The sequence below is a fragment of the Klebsiella aerogenes genome (assembly GCA_029027985.1).
GTDB lineage: Bacteria > Pseudomonadota > Gammaproteobacteria > Enterobacterales > Enterobacteriaceae > Klebsiella > Klebsiella aerogenes_A.
This window is the reverse complement of the sequence record CP119076.1, coordinates 2,644,508-2,662,173: the sequence shown is the minus strand read 5'-3', so window position 1 is coordinate 2,662,173 and position 17,666 is coordinate 2,644,508. Positions and strand designations below refer to the sequence as shown.

The 17,666-nt window shown below is 56.0% G+C and carries 15 protein-coding genes; 9 read left to right on the top strand and 6 right to left on the bottom strand.

All coding sequences use genetic code 11. From position 1 onward, the window contains the following. The first annotated feature begins 4 nt into the window (after window positions 1–4). The 3 genes from cybB (at window position 5) to PYR66_12735 (ending at window position 2,089) form a co-directional block, all read left to right on the top strand. Complete coding sequence (cybB, locus tag PYR66_12745) at window positions 5–532, top strand: cytochrome b561 (protein ID WEF26219.1); 528 nt, start codon at window positions 5–7, stop codon at window positions 530–532. Between the two features lie 138 nt (window positions 533–670). Then, window positions 671–946 carry a metal/formaldehyde-sensitive transcriptional repressor gene (locus PYR66_12740; protein WEF26218.1) on the top strand — a complete coding sequence of 92 codons (276 nt, stop codon included), beginning with the start codon at window positions 671–673 and terminating at the stop codon, window positions 944–946. 24 nt (window positions 947–970) lie between these two features. Further along, the gene (locus PYR66_12735) at window positions 971–2,089 is read left to right on the top strand and encodes an S-(hydroxymethyl)glutathione dehydrogenase/class III alcohol dehydrogenase (protein WEF26217.1); all 1,119 of its coding nucleotides are present in this window, start codon (window positions 971–973) and stop codon (window positions 2,087–2,089) included. Window positions 2,090–2,130: 41 nt separating this feature from the next. On the opposite strand, the gene PYR66_12730 is transcribed toward PYR66_12735, so the two are convergent. From PYR66_12730 to pcaH, 4 genes are all read right to left on the bottom strand, one after another. Next, on the bottom strand, window positions 2,131–4,503 hold the full coding sequence (locus PYR66_12730) for a glucose/quinate/shikimate family membrane-bound PQQ-dependent dehydrogenase (GenBank protein ID WEF26216.1): 2,373 nt from the start codon (window positions 4,501–4,503) through the stop codon (window positions 2,131–2,133). 325 nt (window positions 4,504–4,828) lie between these two features. Continuing rightward, the gene (locus PYR66_12725; GenBank protein ID WEF26215.1) at window positions 4,829–5,752 is read right to left on the bottom strand and encodes a LysR substrate-binding domain-containing protein; all 924 of its coding nucleotides are present in this window, start codon (window positions 5,750–5,752) and stop codon (window positions 4,829–4,831) included. Window positions 5,753–5,937: 185 nt separating this feature from the next. Then, complete coding sequence (gene pcaG, locus PYR66_12720) at window positions 5,938–6,558, bottom strand: protocatechuate 3,4-dioxygenase subunit alpha (GenBank protein ID WEF26214.1); 621 nt, start codon at window positions 6,556–6,558, stop codon at window positions 5,938–5,940. Beyond that, complete coding sequence (gene pcaH / locus PYR66_12715; GenBank protein ID WEF26213.1) at window positions 6,555–7,295, bottom strand: protocatechuate 3,4-dioxygenase subunit beta; 741 nt, start codon at window positions 7,293–7,295, stop codon at window positions 6,555–6,557. The genes pcaG and pcaH overlap by 4 nt, the downstream gene beginning before the upstream one ends. A 279-nt stretch (window positions 7,296–7,574) precedes the next feature. On the opposite strand from pcaH, the gene PYR66_12710 reads away from it, so the two are divergent. Both PYR66_12710 and PYR66_12705 read left to right on the top strand, forming a co-directional pair. Beyond that, window positions 7,575–8,918, top strand: coding sequence for a VOC family protein (locus PYR66_12710; protein WEF26212.1), 1,344 nt, complete (start codon window positions 7,575–7,577; stop codon window positions 8,916–8,918). Window positions 8,919–8,960: 42 nt separating this feature from the next. Next, entirely contained in the window at window positions 8,961–10,469 is a 1,509-nt protein-coding gene (locus tag PYR66_12705; protein WEF26211.1) for a carboxylesterase/lipase family protein, read from the top strand. On the opposite strand, the gene PYR66_12700 is transcribed toward PYR66_12705, so the two are convergent. Then, the gene (locus PYR66_12700; GenBank protein WEF26210.1) at window positions 10,408–11,304 is read right to left on the bottom strand and encodes a LysR substrate-binding domain-containing protein; all 897 of its coding nucleotides are present in this window, start codon (window positions 11,302–11,304) and stop codon (window positions 10,408–10,410) included. The two genes, PYR66_12705 and PYR66_12700, sit on opposite strands and share 62 nt — an antisense overlap. Window positions 11,305–11,476: 172 nt before the next feature. On the opposite strand from PYR66_12700, the gene ycaC reads away from it, so the two are divergent. Continuing rightward, window positions 11,477–12,100, top strand: a complete 624-nt coding sequence (ycaC, locus tag PYR66_12695; protein WEF26209.1) for an isochorismate family cysteine hydrolase YcaC — start codon at window positions 11,477–11,479, stop codon at window positions 12,098–12,100. 51 nt (window positions 12,101–12,151) lie between these two features. On the opposite strand, the gene PYR66_12690 is transcribed toward ycaC, so the two are convergent. Further along, window positions 12,152–13,498 carry a cation:dicarboxylase symporter family transporter gene (locus tag PYR66_12690; protein ID WEF26208.1) on the bottom strand — a complete coding sequence of 449 codons (1,347 nt, stop codon included), beginning with the start codon at window positions 13,496–13,498 and terminating at the stop codon, window positions 12,152–12,154. A 289-nt stretch (window positions 13,499–13,787) separates the two neighbouring features. Here PYR66_12690 and PYR66_12685 point away from each other — a divergent pair, with 289 nt between their 5' ends. From PYR66_12685 to PYR66_12675, 3 genes are all read left to right on the top strand, one after another. Further along, on the top strand, window positions 13,788–14,957 hold the full coding sequence (locus PYR66_12685; GenBank protein WEF26207.1) for a pyridoxal phosphate-dependent aminotransferase: 1,170 nt from the start codon (window positions 13,788–13,790) through the stop codon (window positions 14,955–14,957). An 11-nt stretch (window positions 14,958–14,968) separates the two neighbouring features. After that, the gene (locus PYR66_12680; protein WEF26206.1) at window positions 14,969–15,742 is read left to right on the top strand and encodes an ABC transporter substrate-binding protein; all 774 of its coding nucleotides are present in this window, start codon (window positions 14,969–14,971) and stop codon (window positions 15,740–15,742) included. 237 nt (window positions 15,743–15,979) lie between these two features. Beyond that, complete coding sequence (locus PYR66_12675) at window positions 15,980–17,635, top strand: glucan biosynthesis protein (protein ID WEF26205.1); 1,656 nt, start codon at window positions 15,980–15,982, stop codon at window positions 17,633–17,635. Window positions 17,636–17,666 lie beyond the last annotated feature (31 nt).

Here is a 17,666-nt window from a genome sequence, read left to right as displayed (position 1 = left end):
TTTCATGCGCGACAAATATTCTGGCCTGCAGATAGGGATTCACTGGCTGGTTTTTTTACTGGTGGCGATTGCCTATGCAGCGATGGAGCTACGCGGCTTTTTCCCGCGCAGCGACCGTCCGGTAATCAATATGATTCACACCACCTGTGGTATCTCCATTTTTGTCTTAATGGTCGCACGCCTGCTGGTACGCCTGAAATCGCCAGCGCCGCCGATAGTTCCTAAGCCGACGCCGATGATGACCGGGTTCGCGCATCTTGGGCACCTGGTGATTTACCTGCTGTTTATTGCGCTACCGACGATTGGTATGGTGATGATGTACCTCCGTGGTAACCCGTGGTTTGCTTTCGGATTAACGATGCCCTATGCCGCACAAAGCAATTTCGCGTTAGCCGACACCCTGAAAGAGGTGCATGGTCTGCTGGCGAATACCGGCTATTTCGTCATTGGTCTGCACGCGTTAGCCGCGCTGCTGCATCATTATCTGTGGAAAGACAACACGCTGCTGCGCATGATGCCGCGCAAGCGCTGAATTTTACCTGGTAGCCGGATTCCTGGTACTGGACGCATTGGTCTGCGCCGCTATGCTACTGTTGATAGCGGCGTTTCAATTTGCCAGCTCTGACAAATAAATATAGTATACCCCCCTATACAATATGGAGGGCATGTTGTGCCACACTCACCAGAAGACAAGAAGCGTGCGCTAAGCCGTGTGCGCCGTATTCGCGGACAAGTCGAAGCGCTGGAGCGGGCGCTGGAGTCCGGCGAACCCTGCATGACTATCCTGCAGCAGATTGCTTCTATTCGCGGTGCCGCCAACGGCTTGATGGGCGAGCTGGTGGAGATGCATCTGCAGGATGAGCTGGTTAGCGGTGAGACTACCCCCGACCAGCGCGCCGCCCGCATGGCGGAAGTCGGTCATCTGCTACGATCCTATTTAAAATAAAATCACGACGAGGAAGAGACAGTTATGAAATCACGCGCAGCAGTCGCTTTTGGCCCCGGCCAACCGTTAAAAATCGTTGAGATTGACGTCGCACCGCCGAAGAAAGGCGAAGTTCTGCTCAAAATCACCCACACCGGTGTTTGCCATACTGATGCCTTTACCTTGTCCGGTGATGATCCGGAAGGTGTATTCCCGGCGGTACTGGGCCATGAAGGCGGCGGTATTGTGGTTGAAGTCGGCGAGGGCGTCACCAGCCTGAAGCCGGGCGATCATGTCATCCCGCTGTACACGGCGGAATGCGGCGAATGTAAATTCTGTAAGTCTGGCAAAACCAACCTCTGCCAGGCGGTTCGCGCGACCCAGGGGAAAGGGCTGATGCCGGACGGCACCACCCGTTTCTCCTACAACGGCGAGCCGATTTATCACTATATGGGTACCAGTACCTTCAGCGAATACACCGTCTGCGCCGAGATTTCGCTGGCGAAAGTTAACCCGCAGGCGCCGCTGGAAAAAGTGTGTCTGCTGGGCTGCGGCGTGACCACCGGCATCGGCGCGGTGCACAACACGGCGAAGGTGAAAGAGGGCGACAGCGTGGCGGTGTTCGGGTTGGGCGGTATCGGTCTGGCGGTCATTCAGGGCGCGGTGCAGGCGAAAGCCGGGCGCATTCTGGCGGTCGATACCAATCCCGATAAATTCACCCTGGCGAAAGAGATGGGCGCGACTGACTTTATCAACCCGAACGACTACGACAAACCGATCCAGGATGTGATTGTCGAACTGACTGATGGTGGCGTTGACTTCAGCTTTGAATGTATCGGTAACGTCAACGTTATGCGCGCGGCGCTGGAGTGCTGCCATAAAGGCTGGGGCGAGAGCGTCATTATCGGCGTGGCCGGCGCCGGCCAGGAAATTAAAACCCGTCCGTTCCAGTTGGTCACCGGCCGCGTATGGCGCGGTTCCGCATTCGGCGGCGTGAAAGGGCGCAGCCAATTGCCGGGAATGGTTGAAGATGCGATGGCGGGTAAAATTCGCCTCGATCCGTTTATCACCCACCGTTTGCCGCTCGATCAGATCAACGAAGCCTTTGACCTGATGCATGAAGGGAAATCGATTCGTACCGTTATTCACTTCGGCGACAAATAATCCCCCAACAATAAAAAAGGCCCCAGAACGGGGCCTGAATCTTATTTCTGATCGGCTAACGCGTAGGCGATGATGTCATCGCCGCGATCCGGAGACTGACGTGCGCCGCCCGCGTTGATGATGATGTACTGTTTGCCGGTTTTCGGCGAAACGTAGGTCATCGGGCCGGATTGGCTGCCCACCGGCAGGCGTGATTTCCAAATCTCTTTACCGTTGGCGGTATCGAAGGCGCGCAGGTAGAAATCCTGGGTGCCCGCGAAGAACAGTAGACCAGACTGGGTTGAGAGCGAGGCCCCCAGCGTCGGCATACCGATGGGGATTGGCATGTGCATGCGGATTCCCAGCGGACCGGTATCCTCTACGGTGCCAACCGGAACCTGCCACACCAGCTTCCCGCTTTTCAGATCGACAGCCGACATGGTGCCGAACGGCGGTTTCTGACACGGAATACCCAGCGGTGACAGGAAACGTTCGCGCATGGCGCCATACGGCGTTCCTTCCATCGGCACGATGCCCATTTCGATACCGCTGGCGTCTTTCGCGACTTTTGCCCGCGGTACCATATAGTTCGCCAGCCCCAGGCGCATATCATTGACGAACATCAGGCCGTTATTCGGGTCGACCGAGACGCTGCCCCAGTTCATCCCGCCAAGTGAGCCCGGATATTGCAGGGAGCGGTCTTCACCCGGTGGGGTAAAGACGCCCTGATGGCGCATCTCTTTGAACTGAATGCGGCACAGCAGCAGGTCAACCGGCGTCGCACCCCACATATCCGACTCTTTCAGCGTTTCATTGCCGATCATCGGCATGCCGACTGAGTAGGGTTGCGTCGGAGAATAACGCTCGCCTTTGACATTGCCTGCTGGAACCGGACGCTCTTCCACTTTGGCGACCGGTTCGCCCGTCGCGCGGTTGAGCATGAAGATCATGCCTTGTTTGCTGGTTTGAACCAGCACCGGCGTGGTGCCGCCTTTGCCGTCTGGTAAGTCGTACAGCAGCGGTTGCGAAGGGAGATCGAAGTCCCACAGATCGTGATGAGTGGTCTGGAAGTGCCAACGTACTTTGCCGGTGGTCGCATCGACAGCAACGATAGAGGAGCTGTATTTATCATCCAGCGCGGTGCGTTCGCCGCCGAAGAAGTCAGGCGTGGCGTTACCGGTTGGCAGATAAATGAGATTCAGTTTGGCATCGTAAGACATCGCCGACCAGACGTTCGGCGTCCCGCGGGTGTAGGTCTGACCTTCCGGCGGTACGCCGGTCAGTTCCGGGTTACCCGGATCCCAGGCCCAGGCCAACTTACCGGTATGTACGTCATAGGCGCGAACCACGCCCGGAGGCTCGCCGGTAGAGAAGTTATCCGCCACGCGGCCGCCAACGACCACGACGTTGCCAGCGACCAACGGGGTCGAGGTCTGCTGGTAGTAGCCCGGCTTGATGTCGCCCATGCCGACGCTGAGGTCGACAATACCGTGTTCACCAAATGATTCACAGGTCATGCCGGTGTTGGCATCGATGGCGATCAGGCGCGCATCGGTGGTTGGCAGGAACAAACGGCGTGCGCAGGCGGCAGGCTGAAGCCCGGCGGCGACATTGCCCTGCGCCTGGCTATCCTCGTAGTAGCCTAAACCACGGCAGCGCTGCCAGTTTGGCGCGCTTGCTTTGGCGTCATAGCGCCATTTTTCTTTGCCGCTATCGACATCCAATGCCAGTACCTTGCTGTACGGCGTACAAACATACAGGGTATCGCCAATCTGCAGCGGCGTGTTCTGGTCTTCCGCGCCGGAGCCGTTGCTCTGTGGAATATCGCCGGTATGGGCAATCCACGCGACCTGCAACTGGTTGATATTCTGCTTATTGATTTGATCTAACGCGGCGAAACGATCGCCATGGGTGGTATTCCCCCAGTGCGCCCAGTTTTTTTGCTCTTCGCCCGGCTGTACCGGTTTCACCGGCACTGCTTCGTTGGCGCTAACCAGCGGCTGGGATTTAAACATCCAGCCAAAGCTTACCAGCAGCACAACGGCAAGCACGCCTGCGAGGGTAAAGGCGGCGCCTTTTTTGGCCCGCTCAGGGGAGAGGAAAGGCCAGACGATGGCGCACAGCAATGCCAGCACGCCGAGGGCGAACAGGCGGGAGAACAGCGGCCAGTAGGTCCACCCGGCGTCGCTGATCGCCCAAATGATTGAAGCAATGAATGCGATGGCATAGAGCATGATGCCACCGCGCCGATTGCGAAAGATAAGCAGGGAGGCGATAACCATCACCAGTCCCATGATGGCGAAATACCAGGTGCCGCCAACGCTTGCCAGTTTGGCGCCTAAAACGCCGATAGCCAGACCGATGATAAGCATCAGTCCGGCGAGTAGCCACTGCAGGATCCGGGGGAATCCGCGCGGCACGTTGCCTGTAGCCATGTTGTCTCCTTAAACCACCCCTTGCCAGGTGTGTACCAAATGAATCAAAAACAAAGCAATTATGCTTTTGAGTGACGCGATATTACGTTTCATAAAGCTGATTTCAGCAGGGGCCATATTTTTTATGAACCAAATGGTGAAATCATGGCTATGATAAGTCTGTTAATGAAATGGGTGCAATTGTTAATAAATAATTTCGCACTAATTGATTATTGTGCTGTGGGAATGAAAAGAGAGAGACAGGGAGAGAACGACAGAAAGTGAGGGGGATACCGGCGTTGCTCCCCCGCTGGCGGCGCAGCCGGGGAGGGCCGGCGTGAAATGCTCAGCCTGGCATCGATTTGCGCAGCGCGCTCAATAGCGTTTGCGCGCCTTGTGACAGGGGGGCATCCACGCGGGTAAGGATGCCGATCGGTTCACCGGCGCCTTCGGTGGCGACAGGCAGCGAAGTTAACAGCCCGCGGCGTAGATCGTCTTTTACCGCGCCGGAAGGGACGAACCACACGTAGTCGTAATCTACCGTTAGCTGGCGAGAGAGCGATGCCGACAGCGTTTCAATGCAGCCTGGCGGAATTTTGCAACCCTGGCTTTGCAGCAGCGTTTCCGCATTCTGCCGCGGGATCGTGCCTTTAGGCGACACCACCACCGGCCATTCCATCACCCGGCTGAGCGTGACCGTCTCCTGCAGCAGCGGGTGGCCTGGACGCACAACCAGCTTTAAGGATTCGAGGAACAGCAGTTCATAATTGAGGCCGCTCATCAGCTCCGGGTCGGACATGCGTCCGATACCGATGTCGACATCGCCGGATTTCAATCCCGCTAGCAACATGGTGTTATTCATGGTGGCCACTTGCAGGGTGATATCTTTCTGCTGCTTATGAAACTGGCCGATCACGGTTGGCAGAATACCGAGCGCCGCGGTCGGCAACGCGCCAATCCGCACCACATCGTTATGCAGCCCTTCTTTGCGATTCAGCGCTTGTCCCGCCGTATTCAGCGCGTCGAGCACTTTTACCGCGTGGGTAAGAAATTGTTCGCCGACCAGCGTCAGTTGTGCGCCGAGTCGGCCGCGTTCGAACAGGCGGGTGCCGGTCAACTGCTCGAGCTCGTTGAGCGTTTTTGATAACGCCGGTTGGCTAAGATTCAGCGTTTCTGCCGCCCGGCCCAGGGTTCCCTGTTGTGCGACGGCGACGAAGGTGTGTAGATGGCGCAAGCGAATGCGCTGACTGAAGAGACCATTTTTTTCCATAATCGATGTTAAAAACAGAGCTGTCTCGGTAGCAAGCGAAGTTGTTTAATTTTGATAACTAGTTAGCAAAATATTATTAACATTTGATCTTATTGTCTTACAAGTGGTTTTTGCCGACGCGTCAAAAAAGCCGCCCCGCGGTCAGCGGGGCGCAGAAAAATGTCACCTGCAGCATGGTGGGGAGATTAAATATCGAAGAAAACGGTCTCTTTATCGCCCTGTAAATAAATATCAAAGCGGTAGACGATTTCATTTCCGCGTACTTCACGCTGGGCGATGAGCGTCTGACGGCGTACCTCCCACTCAATCAGATTCAGTACCGGATCCTGGTCATTCGCCGTCTGCTCATCGGCAAAATACATCCGCGTATTAAGGCCGATGTTAATACCGCGCGCTACCACCCACAGATTGACGTGCGGCGCCATTATGCGCCCGTCGCGGCCCACGACAGCGCCGGGTTTAATCGTCTCAAAGCGCCAGATGCCGGAGGTGAAGTCTGAACAGCTACGGCCCCAGCCGCGAAAATTCGGGTCAAGAGATTTGTTCTGCTGGCGGTCGTCAGGATGGTTATATCGCCCCTCGGCGTTGGCCTGCCAGATTTCCAGCAGGACGTCGCGTACCGGCGTGCCGGAGCCATCGAAGACCCGGCCTTCGATGGTGATACGCTCGCCTGCGGTTTCAGCGGTGGTTAAATGAGGGCCGAAATTTTTTTCGAAAATATGAAAGCCGGCCGCGTCAGGCGCCAGGCCAATATGCACGTAGGGCCCGGCGGTCTGCGAGGCGGTTTCAGCTAAATAGTCTTTCATCGGGCAGCCCCTTGGGTACGGTTTTCAAACAGCGTGGCGCGATGGCCGCGCAGCACCAGGTCAAAACGATACGCCAGGCAGTCGAGCGGCACGGCGGCGTGGGTATCCAGCTCCGCAATCAATGTGCGCACGGCATCGTCGTTATTGAGGGTTCTGACGATCGGGCACTGTTTGATGAGCGGGTCGCCTTCGAAGTACATCTGGGTAATCAGACGCTGGGCCCAGGCATCGCCAGAGAGTGAAAAGTGGATATGCGCCGGACGCCAGTCGCTGACCTGATTGCGCCATGGATAGGGGCCGGGTTTGATAGTGCGGAAACAGTAATAACCGTTTTCATCGGTCAGTACCCGGCCACAGCCGCCGAAGTTAGGGTCGATCGGCGCCAGATACTGGTCTTTCTTATGGCGATAGCGGCCGCCGGCGTTAGCCTGCCATACCTCAACCAGCGTATTTTTCATCGGCCGGCCAAAACCGTCGCGTACGTAACCGTGAACAATAATTCGCTCGCCAATCGGCAGCCCGTCTTTGGCGTAGTTGAGGATCAGATCGTTATCCAGCGCGCCGAGATCCTGGCTGCTAAACACCGGGCCGGTAATTTCAGAAAGTGAGTTTTGCAACGAGATCAGCGCATTGCGCGGTGAACGCAGCACGCTGGTTTTGTATCCCGGCGCCAGCGCCGGCGGGTGGCTATTGTAGTCGCGATGTACGACCTCGCGTGGTGACCATTTATCATTCATAGGGTACTCCGTGAAATCGGGTGAGGGATGTCTGCTTGCTTTGTCGTTATCAGCCGAAACCATCTCGGGCATGTTGTTGTAATTTCGCCAGAAACAGTCTCTGTAAATATTTTGTTAATTTAAAGTGAAATTAAATCTTATTTTTCATAACTCTGGGTTATGGTTAGTCCGCGGCGAAACGCGGTAGCAGGTTATCCGCATCACAGTTTGTAAATTCTTCCCGCCACTCTTAACGCGCTTTCCTACACTCCAGGAAGTATTCACTGGAGGTAAGACATCATGGCGAACACCATCACGGCTGATGAGATTCGGGAAAACTTTTCACAGGCTATGTCGGCAATGTACCAGCAGGAAGTTCCGCAATACGGAACCTTGCTGGAGTTGGTGGCGGATGTGAATCTGGCGGTCCTGGAGCATAACCCGAAATTACATGAACAATTGGCTAATGCCGACGAACTGGCACGGCTGAACGTTGAGCGCCACGGCGCTATCCGCGTGGGAACGGCGGAAGAACTGGCGACCCTGCGTCGCATGTTTGCCATTATGGGAATGTACCCTGTTAGCTATTACGATCTGTCGCAGGCCGGGGTGCCGGTGCACTCCACCGCGTTTCGTCCCATCGACGATGCCGCGTTGGCGCGTAACCCGTTTCGTATTTTTACCTCGCTTCTGCGCCTTGAGCTCATTGGCAACGAGGGGCTGCGTCAGCGGGCGGCCGATATTCTCGCCCGTCGCGATATTTTTACCCCGCGCTGTCGCGAACTGATCGCGCGGCATGAAGAGCAGGGCGAGTTCACCGTCGCCGAGGCGCGCGAATTCGTTAAGGAGGCGTTAGAAACCTTCCGCTGGCACCGTCATGCCACCGTCGACGACGATACTTACCACGCTCTGCATAATGAACACCGGCTGATCGCCGACGTCGTCTGCTTCCCCGGTTGCCATATTAATCACTTGACGCCGCGTACGCTGGATATCGACAGAGTACAAGCGCTGATGCCGGAATGCGGTATCGAACCGAAAGCGCTCATTGAGGGGCCGCCGCGCCGCGAGGTCCCGATACTGCTGCGACAAACCAGTTTTAAAGCGCTTGAGGAACCCGTCATGTTCTCGGGTGAGCATAAAGGTACGCACAGCGCGCGTTTTGGCGAAATTGAGCAACGCGGCGTGGCGCTCACCCAGAAAGGACGCGCGTTGTATGACCGTTTGCTGAATGAGGCTGGAGTGGGCAAAGATAACCTGAACCACCAGCGGCATTTGCAGGAAGTCTTCAGCCAGTTCCCGGATAGCGAATTTCTCCTGCGTCAGCAGGGGCTGGCCTGGTTCCGCTATCGCCTGACGCCGGCAGGCGAAGCGCATCGCCAGGCGTTTAGGCCGGGCGACGATCCGCAGCCGCTCATTGAGCGAGGTTGGCTGGTCGCGCAGCCGATTATTTATGAAGATTTTTTACCGGTCAGCGCGGCCGGGATATTCCAGTCCAATCTTGGCAATGAGACTCAGGCCCGCAGTCACGGTAATGCCAGCCGCGATGCCTTCGAAGCCGCGCTTGGCTGTACGGTACTTGATGAGTTTGCATTGTACCAACAAGCGGAGGAACGCAGTAAACGCCGTTGCGGTCTGCTCTGAAATCGGTACTCTGCATGGCATAAACTGTAAAAGGACGTCGTTATGCAGAATCCGTCTATGCCGCTGGCGAAAACGCGGCAAGGTACGTTATCCGGTACCACTGAGCAGGGCATCCATATCTGGCGCGGCATTCCCTACGCGCAGCCGCCGGTTGGCGAGCTGCGCTGGCGCTCGCCGCAACCGCCTGCGCGCTGGCAGGGCGTTCGTCCGGCTGAGACCTTTTCCGCCGCCAGTTGGCAGGATATCGAATACTGCCGCGAACTCGGCGGCGGGGACCCCGGGCGCTTCTCGGAAGATTGCCTGTATCTCAATGTTTGGGCGCCAACCTCCAGGACGCAGCCGTTGCCGGTCATGGTCTGGTTGCATGGCGGCGGTTATACCATCGGCGCTGGCAGTCTGCCGCCCTATGATGGTCAGGCGCTGGCCAGCCGTGAGGTGGTGGTGGTTACCGTCAACTATCGTCTGGGCCATCTTGGATTCTTCGCTCACCCGGCGCTGGAGAACGAAGAGGGCGAACGGCTGTATAACTTTGCGTTGCTTGACCAGATCGCCGCGTTGCGCTGGGTGCAGGAGAATATCCACGCCTTCGGCGGCGATGCCGCCAACGTAACCTTATTCGGTGAGTCCGCAGGGGCCCGTAGCGTGCTGTCGCTGATGGCCTCGCCAAAAGCCAAAGGCCTCTTCCATAAAGCGATCGTCCAGAGCGGTTATACGCTGCCGGATCTCCCGCGCGAAAAAGCGTTGTCCAGGGGGACGCTACTGGCTGAACACTTTTCTCTTGTTGACGCCAGCGCCGAACAGCTGCGGGCGATCCCCGCCGAAGCCTTCTGGTCGTTGACGTCGCCGCTCAATATCGGCCCGGCGCCGATCGTCGGCGACGCGGTACTCCCGGAACCGATGCTCGAAACCTTCTTTAACGGCCGGCAACATGCTATGCCGGTAATGATCGGCTCCAATAGCGATGAAGCCAGCGTGATGGCGGTGTTTGGCGTCGATATCGCCGGCCAGATCCAGAAGCTGCGTCGCGAACGCCGTTTTGGCCTTGGGCTTATCAAACTGTTGTACCCCGGCGTCAAGGGCGATGAGGCGTTAGGTCGGGAAGTGTGCCGTGATATGGCCTTTACCACCCTTGGTTATGTGGTGATGCAGGCGCAGCAGCGTCTGGGGCAGCCGTGCTGGCGCTACTGGTTTGATTATGTAGCGGAAGCGGAGCATGAAACGTATCCTCATGGCGCGTGGCACGGCAATGAAGTGGCCTATGTTTTCGATAACCTCACGCTGGCCGAGCCGGTCTGTCAGTACGCCAGCGCTGCCGATAAGGCCTTCGCTGCGCAGGTCGCCGATTACTGGGTTAATTTTGCCCGTCTGGCAGGTAATCAGTGTAGCGAGCTAACGGGACCGGTGCGCTGGCCTGCCTGCCAGCGCGGGCGGGATCGCCTGCTGCGTATTGGCCTGAATAAGCGCGCCGGTTTTAAAGTTGAGAACCGCTTTATGCGCGCACGGCTGGCGTTGTTTCGCCGGGTAATGAAGCATCATGTGACTCTGGATTAACCAGCGCGGCACGAAACCGCGCCAGGCCATCGGCTTTGCTTTGCGAACTCCGGACGACCAGTCGATAGCTGGCGCCAGTTTTGACGCTAAGGGCAAAGGGGCGACATAGTCGTCCGGTGCGCAAGTCTTCGGCGACCAGCGTTTCGTCCGCCATCGCCACGCCGAGCCCCTGCATCGCGGCGGTGATCGCCAGGTCCATAGTGTCGAAATGCTGATTTTTATGCATTTTCAGCGTGGGCTCATGCGGATAGTGGGCCAGCCATAACGACCAGTCGGTTTTATCGCACGTTGGGTGGAGAAAAGTTACGCCGCGCAGATGCGCATCGCAGGGCGTATCCGGGTTTGCGACCGGCGTCAGCGCCTCGTCAAACAGCAGATCGCCCGCGCTATGGTGGGTACCGAAAATGATCGCCGCATCATAGGGCTCGGTCTTAAAGTTGACGCTATGTTCGGTGGTGGAGGTCAGCGCCACCTGCAATTCCGGGTAACGCCGCTCGATCTCCAGCAGTTTCGGCACCAGCCAGCGTATCGCGCAAGTGGGCGCTTTCAGGCGTACCACGGTTTGCTGCTGGCGCGCCTGCTCGGCGACCGTCACCAGGCGGCCGAACGCGGATTGTAGCTCGGGGTACAGCGCGCTCCCCTGCGGCGAAAGACGCAATCCACGCGCATGTCGCTCAAATAACGGAAAGCCGAACCAGCTCTCCAGCGCGGCAATTTGCCGACTGACCGCCCCCTGCGTCAGACAGAGTTCCTGCGCGGCATGGGTTAAGTTGAGATGCCTCGCGGTTATCAGAAACGTTTCCACAGTATGAAAAGGCAGGGCGCGACGCGACATGTTGGCTCCAGCTATGAATTTTTATCATGGGGCAGTATGCCACGCATCGTTACGGAAATGGGACGATGTGTCCTGTTTTTGCCATCTAATCTTCAGCCCGCGCTTACACTATTATCAGTCTCGTTGATACAACGTCCGTTACTGACTAGTTAGTGTGTCTATAGGAGATATCATGTCTAAACCTTACGTTCGCCTGGATAAAAATGATGCCGCGGTACTGTTGGTCGATCATCAGACCGGGCTACTGTCGCTGGTTCGCGATATCGAGCCGGATAAATTCAAGAACAACGTCCTTGCCCTCAGCGATCTGGCGAAATACTTCAAATTACCCACCATCCTGACCACCAGTTTTGAGAATGGCCCTAACGGCCCGCTGGTGCCGGAACTCAAAGAACAGTTCCCGGATGCGCCCTATATCGCCCGTCCTGGCAATATTAACGCCTGGGATAACGACGATTTCGTTAAAGCAGTCAAAGCCACCGGCAAGAAACAGCTGATTATTGCCGGTGTGGTTACCGAAGTGTGCGTAGCGTTCCCGGCGTTGTCGGCGATTGAAGAGGGGTTTGACGTCTTTGTTGTGACCGATGCCTCCGGTACTTTCAATCCGATTACCCGTGATGCGGCGTGGGATCGCATGTCGCAGGCGGGTGTACAGTTGATGTCGTGGTTTGGCGTTGCTTGTGAGCTGCATCGCGACTGGCGTAACGATATTGAAGGTCTTGGCGCGCTGTTCTCCAACCATATTCCGGACTACCGCAACCTGATGACCAGTTATAACCTGCTGAGCAAGAAATAAACGACAGGCGGCCGGCTTTCAGGACCGGCCGTCGTTGCATTTTTCTACGGATTACTCAGTCAGCGAGGCGCTACGTCGCGCCTCTTCACTCTGTTTTTTCAACAGTCGCGTCGCCAGTACCCCTGACATCATCGAACCATTCACATTTAGCGCGGTACGCGCCATGTCGACAATCGGTTCGATCGCAATAAAAATCCCTACCAGCGCGACCGGGAAATTCAGCGTCGACAGCACGATCAATGCCGCAAAGGTCCCGCCGCCGCCAACGCCCGCTACGCCGATTGAACCCAGCGCAATGGCTGGAAGCAGAGTGGCTAAAAACGAAAACGACAGTGGGTCAATACCGAGCGTTGGCGCGATCATCGCCACCATGATCGCTGGATAAATCCCGGCGCAGCCGTTTTGCCCCATGCTGGAGCCAAAAGAGGCGGCAATATTGGCAATAGTATTAGGTACGCCGAACTTTTCCTGCGCGGTAATCGCTAATGGAATAGAGGCCGCGCTGCTGCGGGAAACAAAAGCGAAGGTTAGCACCGGCCATACCGTCTTATAGTACTGGAGAGGATTATGACCGCTAATCATTAACAGGATGGCATGCACAATAAACATCATAGCCACCGCCAGATAACAGGCGGCAATAAATCCAAGCAGGCTGGTAAATTGCGCCAACTGGTAGGTTGAGAAAACTTTCGCCATCAGCGCCATGACCCCGTAAGGCGTCAGCGCAATCACGATGCGCACCATCTTCATAACCCAAATTTGAATCGCGTTAATCCCGCTGCTTAATTTTTTACCTTCTTCCGGCGCCTCTTTTTTCACCTTCAATAACGCCACGCCTGCCAGAAGGGTAAAGATAACAACCCCGATCACCGATACGCTGCGCGCACCGCTCAGATCGAGAAAAATATTGGTCGGGATCAGCGATGTTACCAACTGCGGTAGCGAAACGGCGGCAGTTTTGCTGACGTCATCGGCGGTTAGCGTTGATTGCATATGGCTAAATGCGCTGGCGTCGAGGCCGATCAGATTAGCGGTAAACAGCCCGACCCAGCCCGCAACCATCACCAGACATAGCATGCAGGCGACGATGGTTAAGGACATTCGGCCAATTCCGGCGCTGTTTTCGAGTTTATTGATGGCGGAAAGAATAGAAATAAAGATCAGCGGCACCGCTACCAGTTTCAATAAATTAACATAGCCGTTACCGATAATACTGTACCAGGCAATGACCGTTTTACCGTGTTCGCTGGCAATAAAATGTAGCGAAAGTCCGAGAAGGGCGCCAAAAAAGATGGCGATAAAAACGCTTTTTGATAATGAATGGCTTTTTTGGTCGAGCTTAAATAATCCCCATGATGCGATTAAAAATAACGCAATATACGCCGGTGTAATAAACATAAGATTTGCCTCTTGCCCCATTCAGCACCTGAAATGCCGGAAAGAGAGTGTGTTCTAAATTTCTCTATTGACCGTTAATGGCCATAGAACCGCTGCGGATTATAAATAAATGGCTGTCATAAGACATATAAAAATTGTGGTTTTTTGGTGGGTTGTTAGCTACATCATGTTTCATAGGCGTAAGCTCAGCCATGATCAAAATGCATGGCTCTTATGATAACAATTCGCTTGTCGCTTTATGGGGCATTGGTTTGAATGGTTATGCAAATAAAATGAGAAAGGATTAACCATGGCTCTTCGTTCTTCGGTCACCACCTGCTCGAAATTGCCGGATGTCGGCACCACGATTTTCACCGTTATCGGTCAGCTCTCAGCGCAGCATAATGCGATTAACCTTTCTCAGGGGGCACCCAACTTTGCCTGTGATCCACAGCTGGTAGCCGGCGTAACGCAAGCGATGACCGCCGGACATAACCAGTATGCGCCGATGACCGGTCTGCGAGCGCTAAAGGAGCGTATCGCGGAAAAAATCACCGCGCTGTACGGCACACAGTACGACGTCGATAGCGAAGTACTGGTCACCGCCAGCGCCAGTCAGGGGATTTATTCGGCAATTGGTGGGTTGGTGCATCCAGGCGACGAGGTGATTTACTTCGAACCCTCTTTTGATAGCTACGCGCCTATTGTCCGTTTGCAGGGGGCGACGCCGGTGGCGATTAAGCTTACCGTGCCGGATTTCACGATTAATTGGGACGAGGTGCGCGCCGCGATTACCCCGCGCACGCGGATGATCATTATTAATACTCCGCATAACCCCAGCGGCCAGGTGCTATCTGCCGATGATCTCACTGCGCTGGCGGCGTTAACCCGCAATACCGATATCGTGATCTTGTCGGATGAGGTCTACGAACACGTCGTTTTTGATGGCGAGAAGCATCACGGTATGGCGACCCATCCGCAGTTGGCTGAGCGTAGCGTGATCATTTCGTCGTTCGGTAAAACCTACCATGTTACCGGTTGGCGCGTCGGCTACTGCGTGGCGCCAGCGGCGTTGATGGATGAGATCTGCAAAGTGCATCAGTTCCTGATGTTCTCTGCCGATACGCCGATGCAGTATGCCTTCGCCGAACATATGCAGGATCCCAATTCGTGGCTGTCGCTGTCTGCTTTCTACCAGCAAAAACGTGATTTGCTCCAGCAACTGCTGCAGGATTCGCCGTTCCGCTTATTGCCGAGCGCAGGTTCTTTCTTCATGCTGGCCGACTATCGCCATGTCAGCGAGGAGAGCGACAGTGAAATGGTCAAACGGCTGATTACTGAATACGGCGTCGCCACCATCCCGCTATCGGCGTTTTATACCGATGGTACTGATAACAAACTGATTAGGCTCTCTTTTGCTAAAGATGAAGCCACTCTGCGGGCCGGCGCGCAGGCGCTGTGCCGTGTTAAGCCGCGTTAAGGAGCCAGACGATGAAAATAAAAGCCCTTACTCTTGCTTTGGGAATGTTGTGTGCTTTTTCGACTTTCGCCGCCAGCGAATTGCGCTACGGCGTGGAGGCGGAATACCCGCCGTTTGAAAGCCGTAACCCGGCGGGGGAACTGCAGGGATTCGATATTGATCTCGGCAATGCCATTTGCCAGGCCGCGCAGCTGAAGTGTAGCTGGGTCGAAACCTCCTTTGATGCGCTGATCCCTGGACTGGTGGCGAAAAAGTTTGACGCGATTAACTCGGCCATGAACATTACCGAGCAGCGGCGCAAGAGCATCGATTTCACTCAACCGATTTACCGTATTCCTTCGCAACTGGTAGGAAAAGCCGACAGCGGAATGCAGGCGACGGCTGAAGGGCTGAAGGGGAAAACCATTGGCGTGCTGCAGGGTTCGATTCAGGAGACCTTCGCCAAAGAGCACTGGGAAAAGCACGGTGTGACGGTGGTTTCGTATAAAGATCAGAATATGGCGTGGGCCGATCTGCTTAACGGCCGCATCGATGCCTCGCTGGTGATGTCCGCCGCCGGGCAGGCCGGTTTCCTTAGCAAGCCGCAGGGTAAAGGTTTCGGCTTTATCGGCAAGCCGGTCGCTGATGACACCATCCTGGGGAGCGGTATTGGCTACGGCCTGCGTAAGGGCGACGAGACGACCAAAAAACAGCTCGACGCGGCAATTGATAAAGTACGCGCCGACGGTACCATCACCCGGTTGGCGGCAAAATACTTCCCGGGTATCGACGTCAGCGTGAAATAATTTTTTCATGCCCCGCGCGTATAACGGCGGGGCACTCCTTGCTCATCTTACCTACTGAACTTTACAACTGCGCCGGTCGGAATCAGTCTGTTCCGGTGGACATCATTTTTTTCATGCTTTTCGACCGTCAACAATTGGATTATCAATCATTTTTGTCTAGAGTGAGCGGAATTCACGACGCAGATGTTTGCCGCGTTGCGTATCCGTTGAACTCTCAAAAAGGACGCTTTCCCAGGCATGAACCGCAGACGTTTTCTTAAATCTTCCATGGCTGTTGCCGCCGTATGCGGAACGTCAGGAGTCGCCTCGTTATTCACTAAAGCGGCGTTTGCCGCGGATTCCGGCATTGCCGATGGCCAGACGCGTCGTTTCGACTTTTCCGTTCTGCAGGCGATGGCCCATGATTTAGCCCGTCAACCGTGGGGCGGCGCGCCGCGCGACCTGCCGCCGACGCTGGCTAATCTGACCCCGCAGGCTTATAACAGCATTCAGTACGATGCGGCGCATTCGCTGTGGAACAACGTTGAAGAGCGCAAGCTGGATATTCAGTTTTTCCACGTCGGCATGGGGTTCCGCCGCCGGGTGCGTATGTTCTCGCTGGACGCGCAGTCCCAGCAGGCGCGTGAAATTCACTTCCGCCCGGAGTTGTTCCAGTACAACGACGCTGGCGTTGATACCAAACAGCTGGAAGGGCAGACCGATCTCGGTTTTGCCGGTTTCCGCGTATTTAAAGCGCCGGAACTGGCGCGCCGCGATATTGTCGCCTTCCTCGGCGCCAGCTATTTCCGCGCGGTAGACAGCACTTATCAGTATGGTCTGTCGGCGCGCGGTCTGGCCGTCGATACCTTTACCGATACGCCGGAAGAGTTCCCGGACTTCACCTCATTCTGGTTTGAAACCGTTAAGCCTGGCGCGACGGTATTCACCGTTTATGCGCTGCTCGATAGCCCGAGCGTCACCGGGGCCTATAAGTTCACCATCAATTGCCAGGACACGCAGGTGATAATGGATGTGGAAAACCACATCTATGCGCGTAAAGATATTAAGCAACTGGGCATCGCGCCGATGACCAGTATGTTCAGCTGCGGCAATAACGAACGCCGGATGTGCGACACTATCCACCCGCAGATCCACGACTCCGACCGCCTGTCGATGTGGCGCGGCAACGGCGAGTGGATTTGCCGTCCGCTGAATAACCCGCAAAAGCTGCAGTTCAACGCGTTCCAGGATAAAAACCCGAAAGGATTTGGCCTGCTGCAGTTAGATCGCGATTTCAGCCACTATCAGGATGTGATGGGCTGGTATAACAAGCGCCCAAGTTTGTGGGTCGAGCCGCGCAACCAGTGGGGCAAAGGGGCCGTCAGCCTGATGGAGATCCCCACCACCGGCGAAACGTTAGATAATATCGTCTGCTTCTGGCAGCCGGAAAAACCGGTGAAGGCGGGCGACGAACTGGACTTCAGCTATCGTCTGTACTGGAGCGCGCAACCGCCGGTTCGTTCTCCGCTGGCTCGGGTATTGGCTACCCGTACCGGTATGGGCGGTTTCCCGGAAGGATGGGCGCCGGGAGAACATTATCCGGACAAATGGGCGCGCCGCTTCGCCATCGACTTTGTCGGCGGCGACCTGAAAGCCGCCGCGCCGAAGGGCATTGAACCGGTGATTACGCTCTCCAGCGGCGAGGCGAAACAGGTCGAGATCCTCTACGTCGAACCCTTTGATGGTTATCGCATTCTCTTTGACTGGTACCCGACATCGGATTCCACCGAACCGGTTGAGATGCGGATGTTCCTGCGCTGTCGCGGCGATGCCATCAGCGAAACCTGGCTGTATCAGTACTTCCCGCCAGCGGCGGATCAGCGTAACTACGTTGATGACCGGGTCATGAAGTAACCCTGGTTGTCCAATCTCGCCCGCAGCCCTG

Coding starts and splice junctions, on each gene's coding strand:
- cybB (WEF26219.1), top strand. CDS start 5: ATGCGCGACAAATATTCTGGCCTGCAGATAGGGATTCACTGGCTGGTT.
- PYR66_12735 (WEF26217.1), top strand. CDS start 971: ATGAAATCACGCGCAGCAGTCGCTTTTGGCCCCGGCCAACCGTTAAAA.
- PYR66_12730 (WEF26216.1), bottom strand. CDS start 4,503: ATGGCTACAGGCAACGTGCCGCGCGGATTCCCCCGGATCCTGCAGTGG.
- PYR66_12725 (WEF26215.1), bottom strand. CDS start 5,752: ATGGAAAAAAATGGTCTCTTCAGTCAGCGCATTCGCTTGCGCCATCTA.
- pcaG (WEF26214.1), bottom strand. CDS start 6,558: ATGAAAGACTATTTAGCTGAAACCGCCTCGCAGACCGCCGGGCCCTAC.
- pcaH (WEF26213.1), bottom strand. CDS start 7,295: ATGAATGATAAATGGTCACCACGCGAGGTCGTACATCGCGACTACAAT.
- PYR66_12710 (WEF26212.1), top strand. CDS start 7,575: ATGGCGAACACCATCACGGCTGATGAGATTCGGGAAAACTTTTCACAG.
- PYR66_12705 (WEF26211.1), top strand. CDS start 8,961: ATGCAGAATCCGTCTATGCCGCTGGCGAAAACGCGGCAAGGTACGTTA.
- PYR66_12700 (WEF26210.1), bottom strand. CDS start 11,304: ATGTCGCGTCGCGCCCTGCCTTTTCATACTGTGGAAACGTTTCTGATA.
- ycaC (WEF26209.1), top strand. CDS start 11,477: ATGTCTAAACCTTACGTTCGCCTGGATAAAAATGATGCCGCGGTACTG.
- PYR66_12690 (WEF26208.1), bottom strand. CDS start 13,498: ATGTTTATTACACCGGCGTATATTGCGTTATTTTTAATCGCATCATGG.
- PYR66_12685 (WEF26207.1), top strand. CDS start 13,788: ATGGCTCTTCGTTCTTCGGTCACCACCTGCTCGAAATTGCCGGATGTC.
- PYR66_12680 (WEF26206.1), top strand. CDS start 14,969: ATGAAAATAAAAGCCCTTACTCTTGCTTTGGGAATGTTGTGTGCTTTT.
- PYR66_12675 (WEF26205.1), top strand. CDS start 15,980: ATGAACCGCAGACGTTTTCTTAAATCTTCCATGGCTGTTGCCGCCGTA.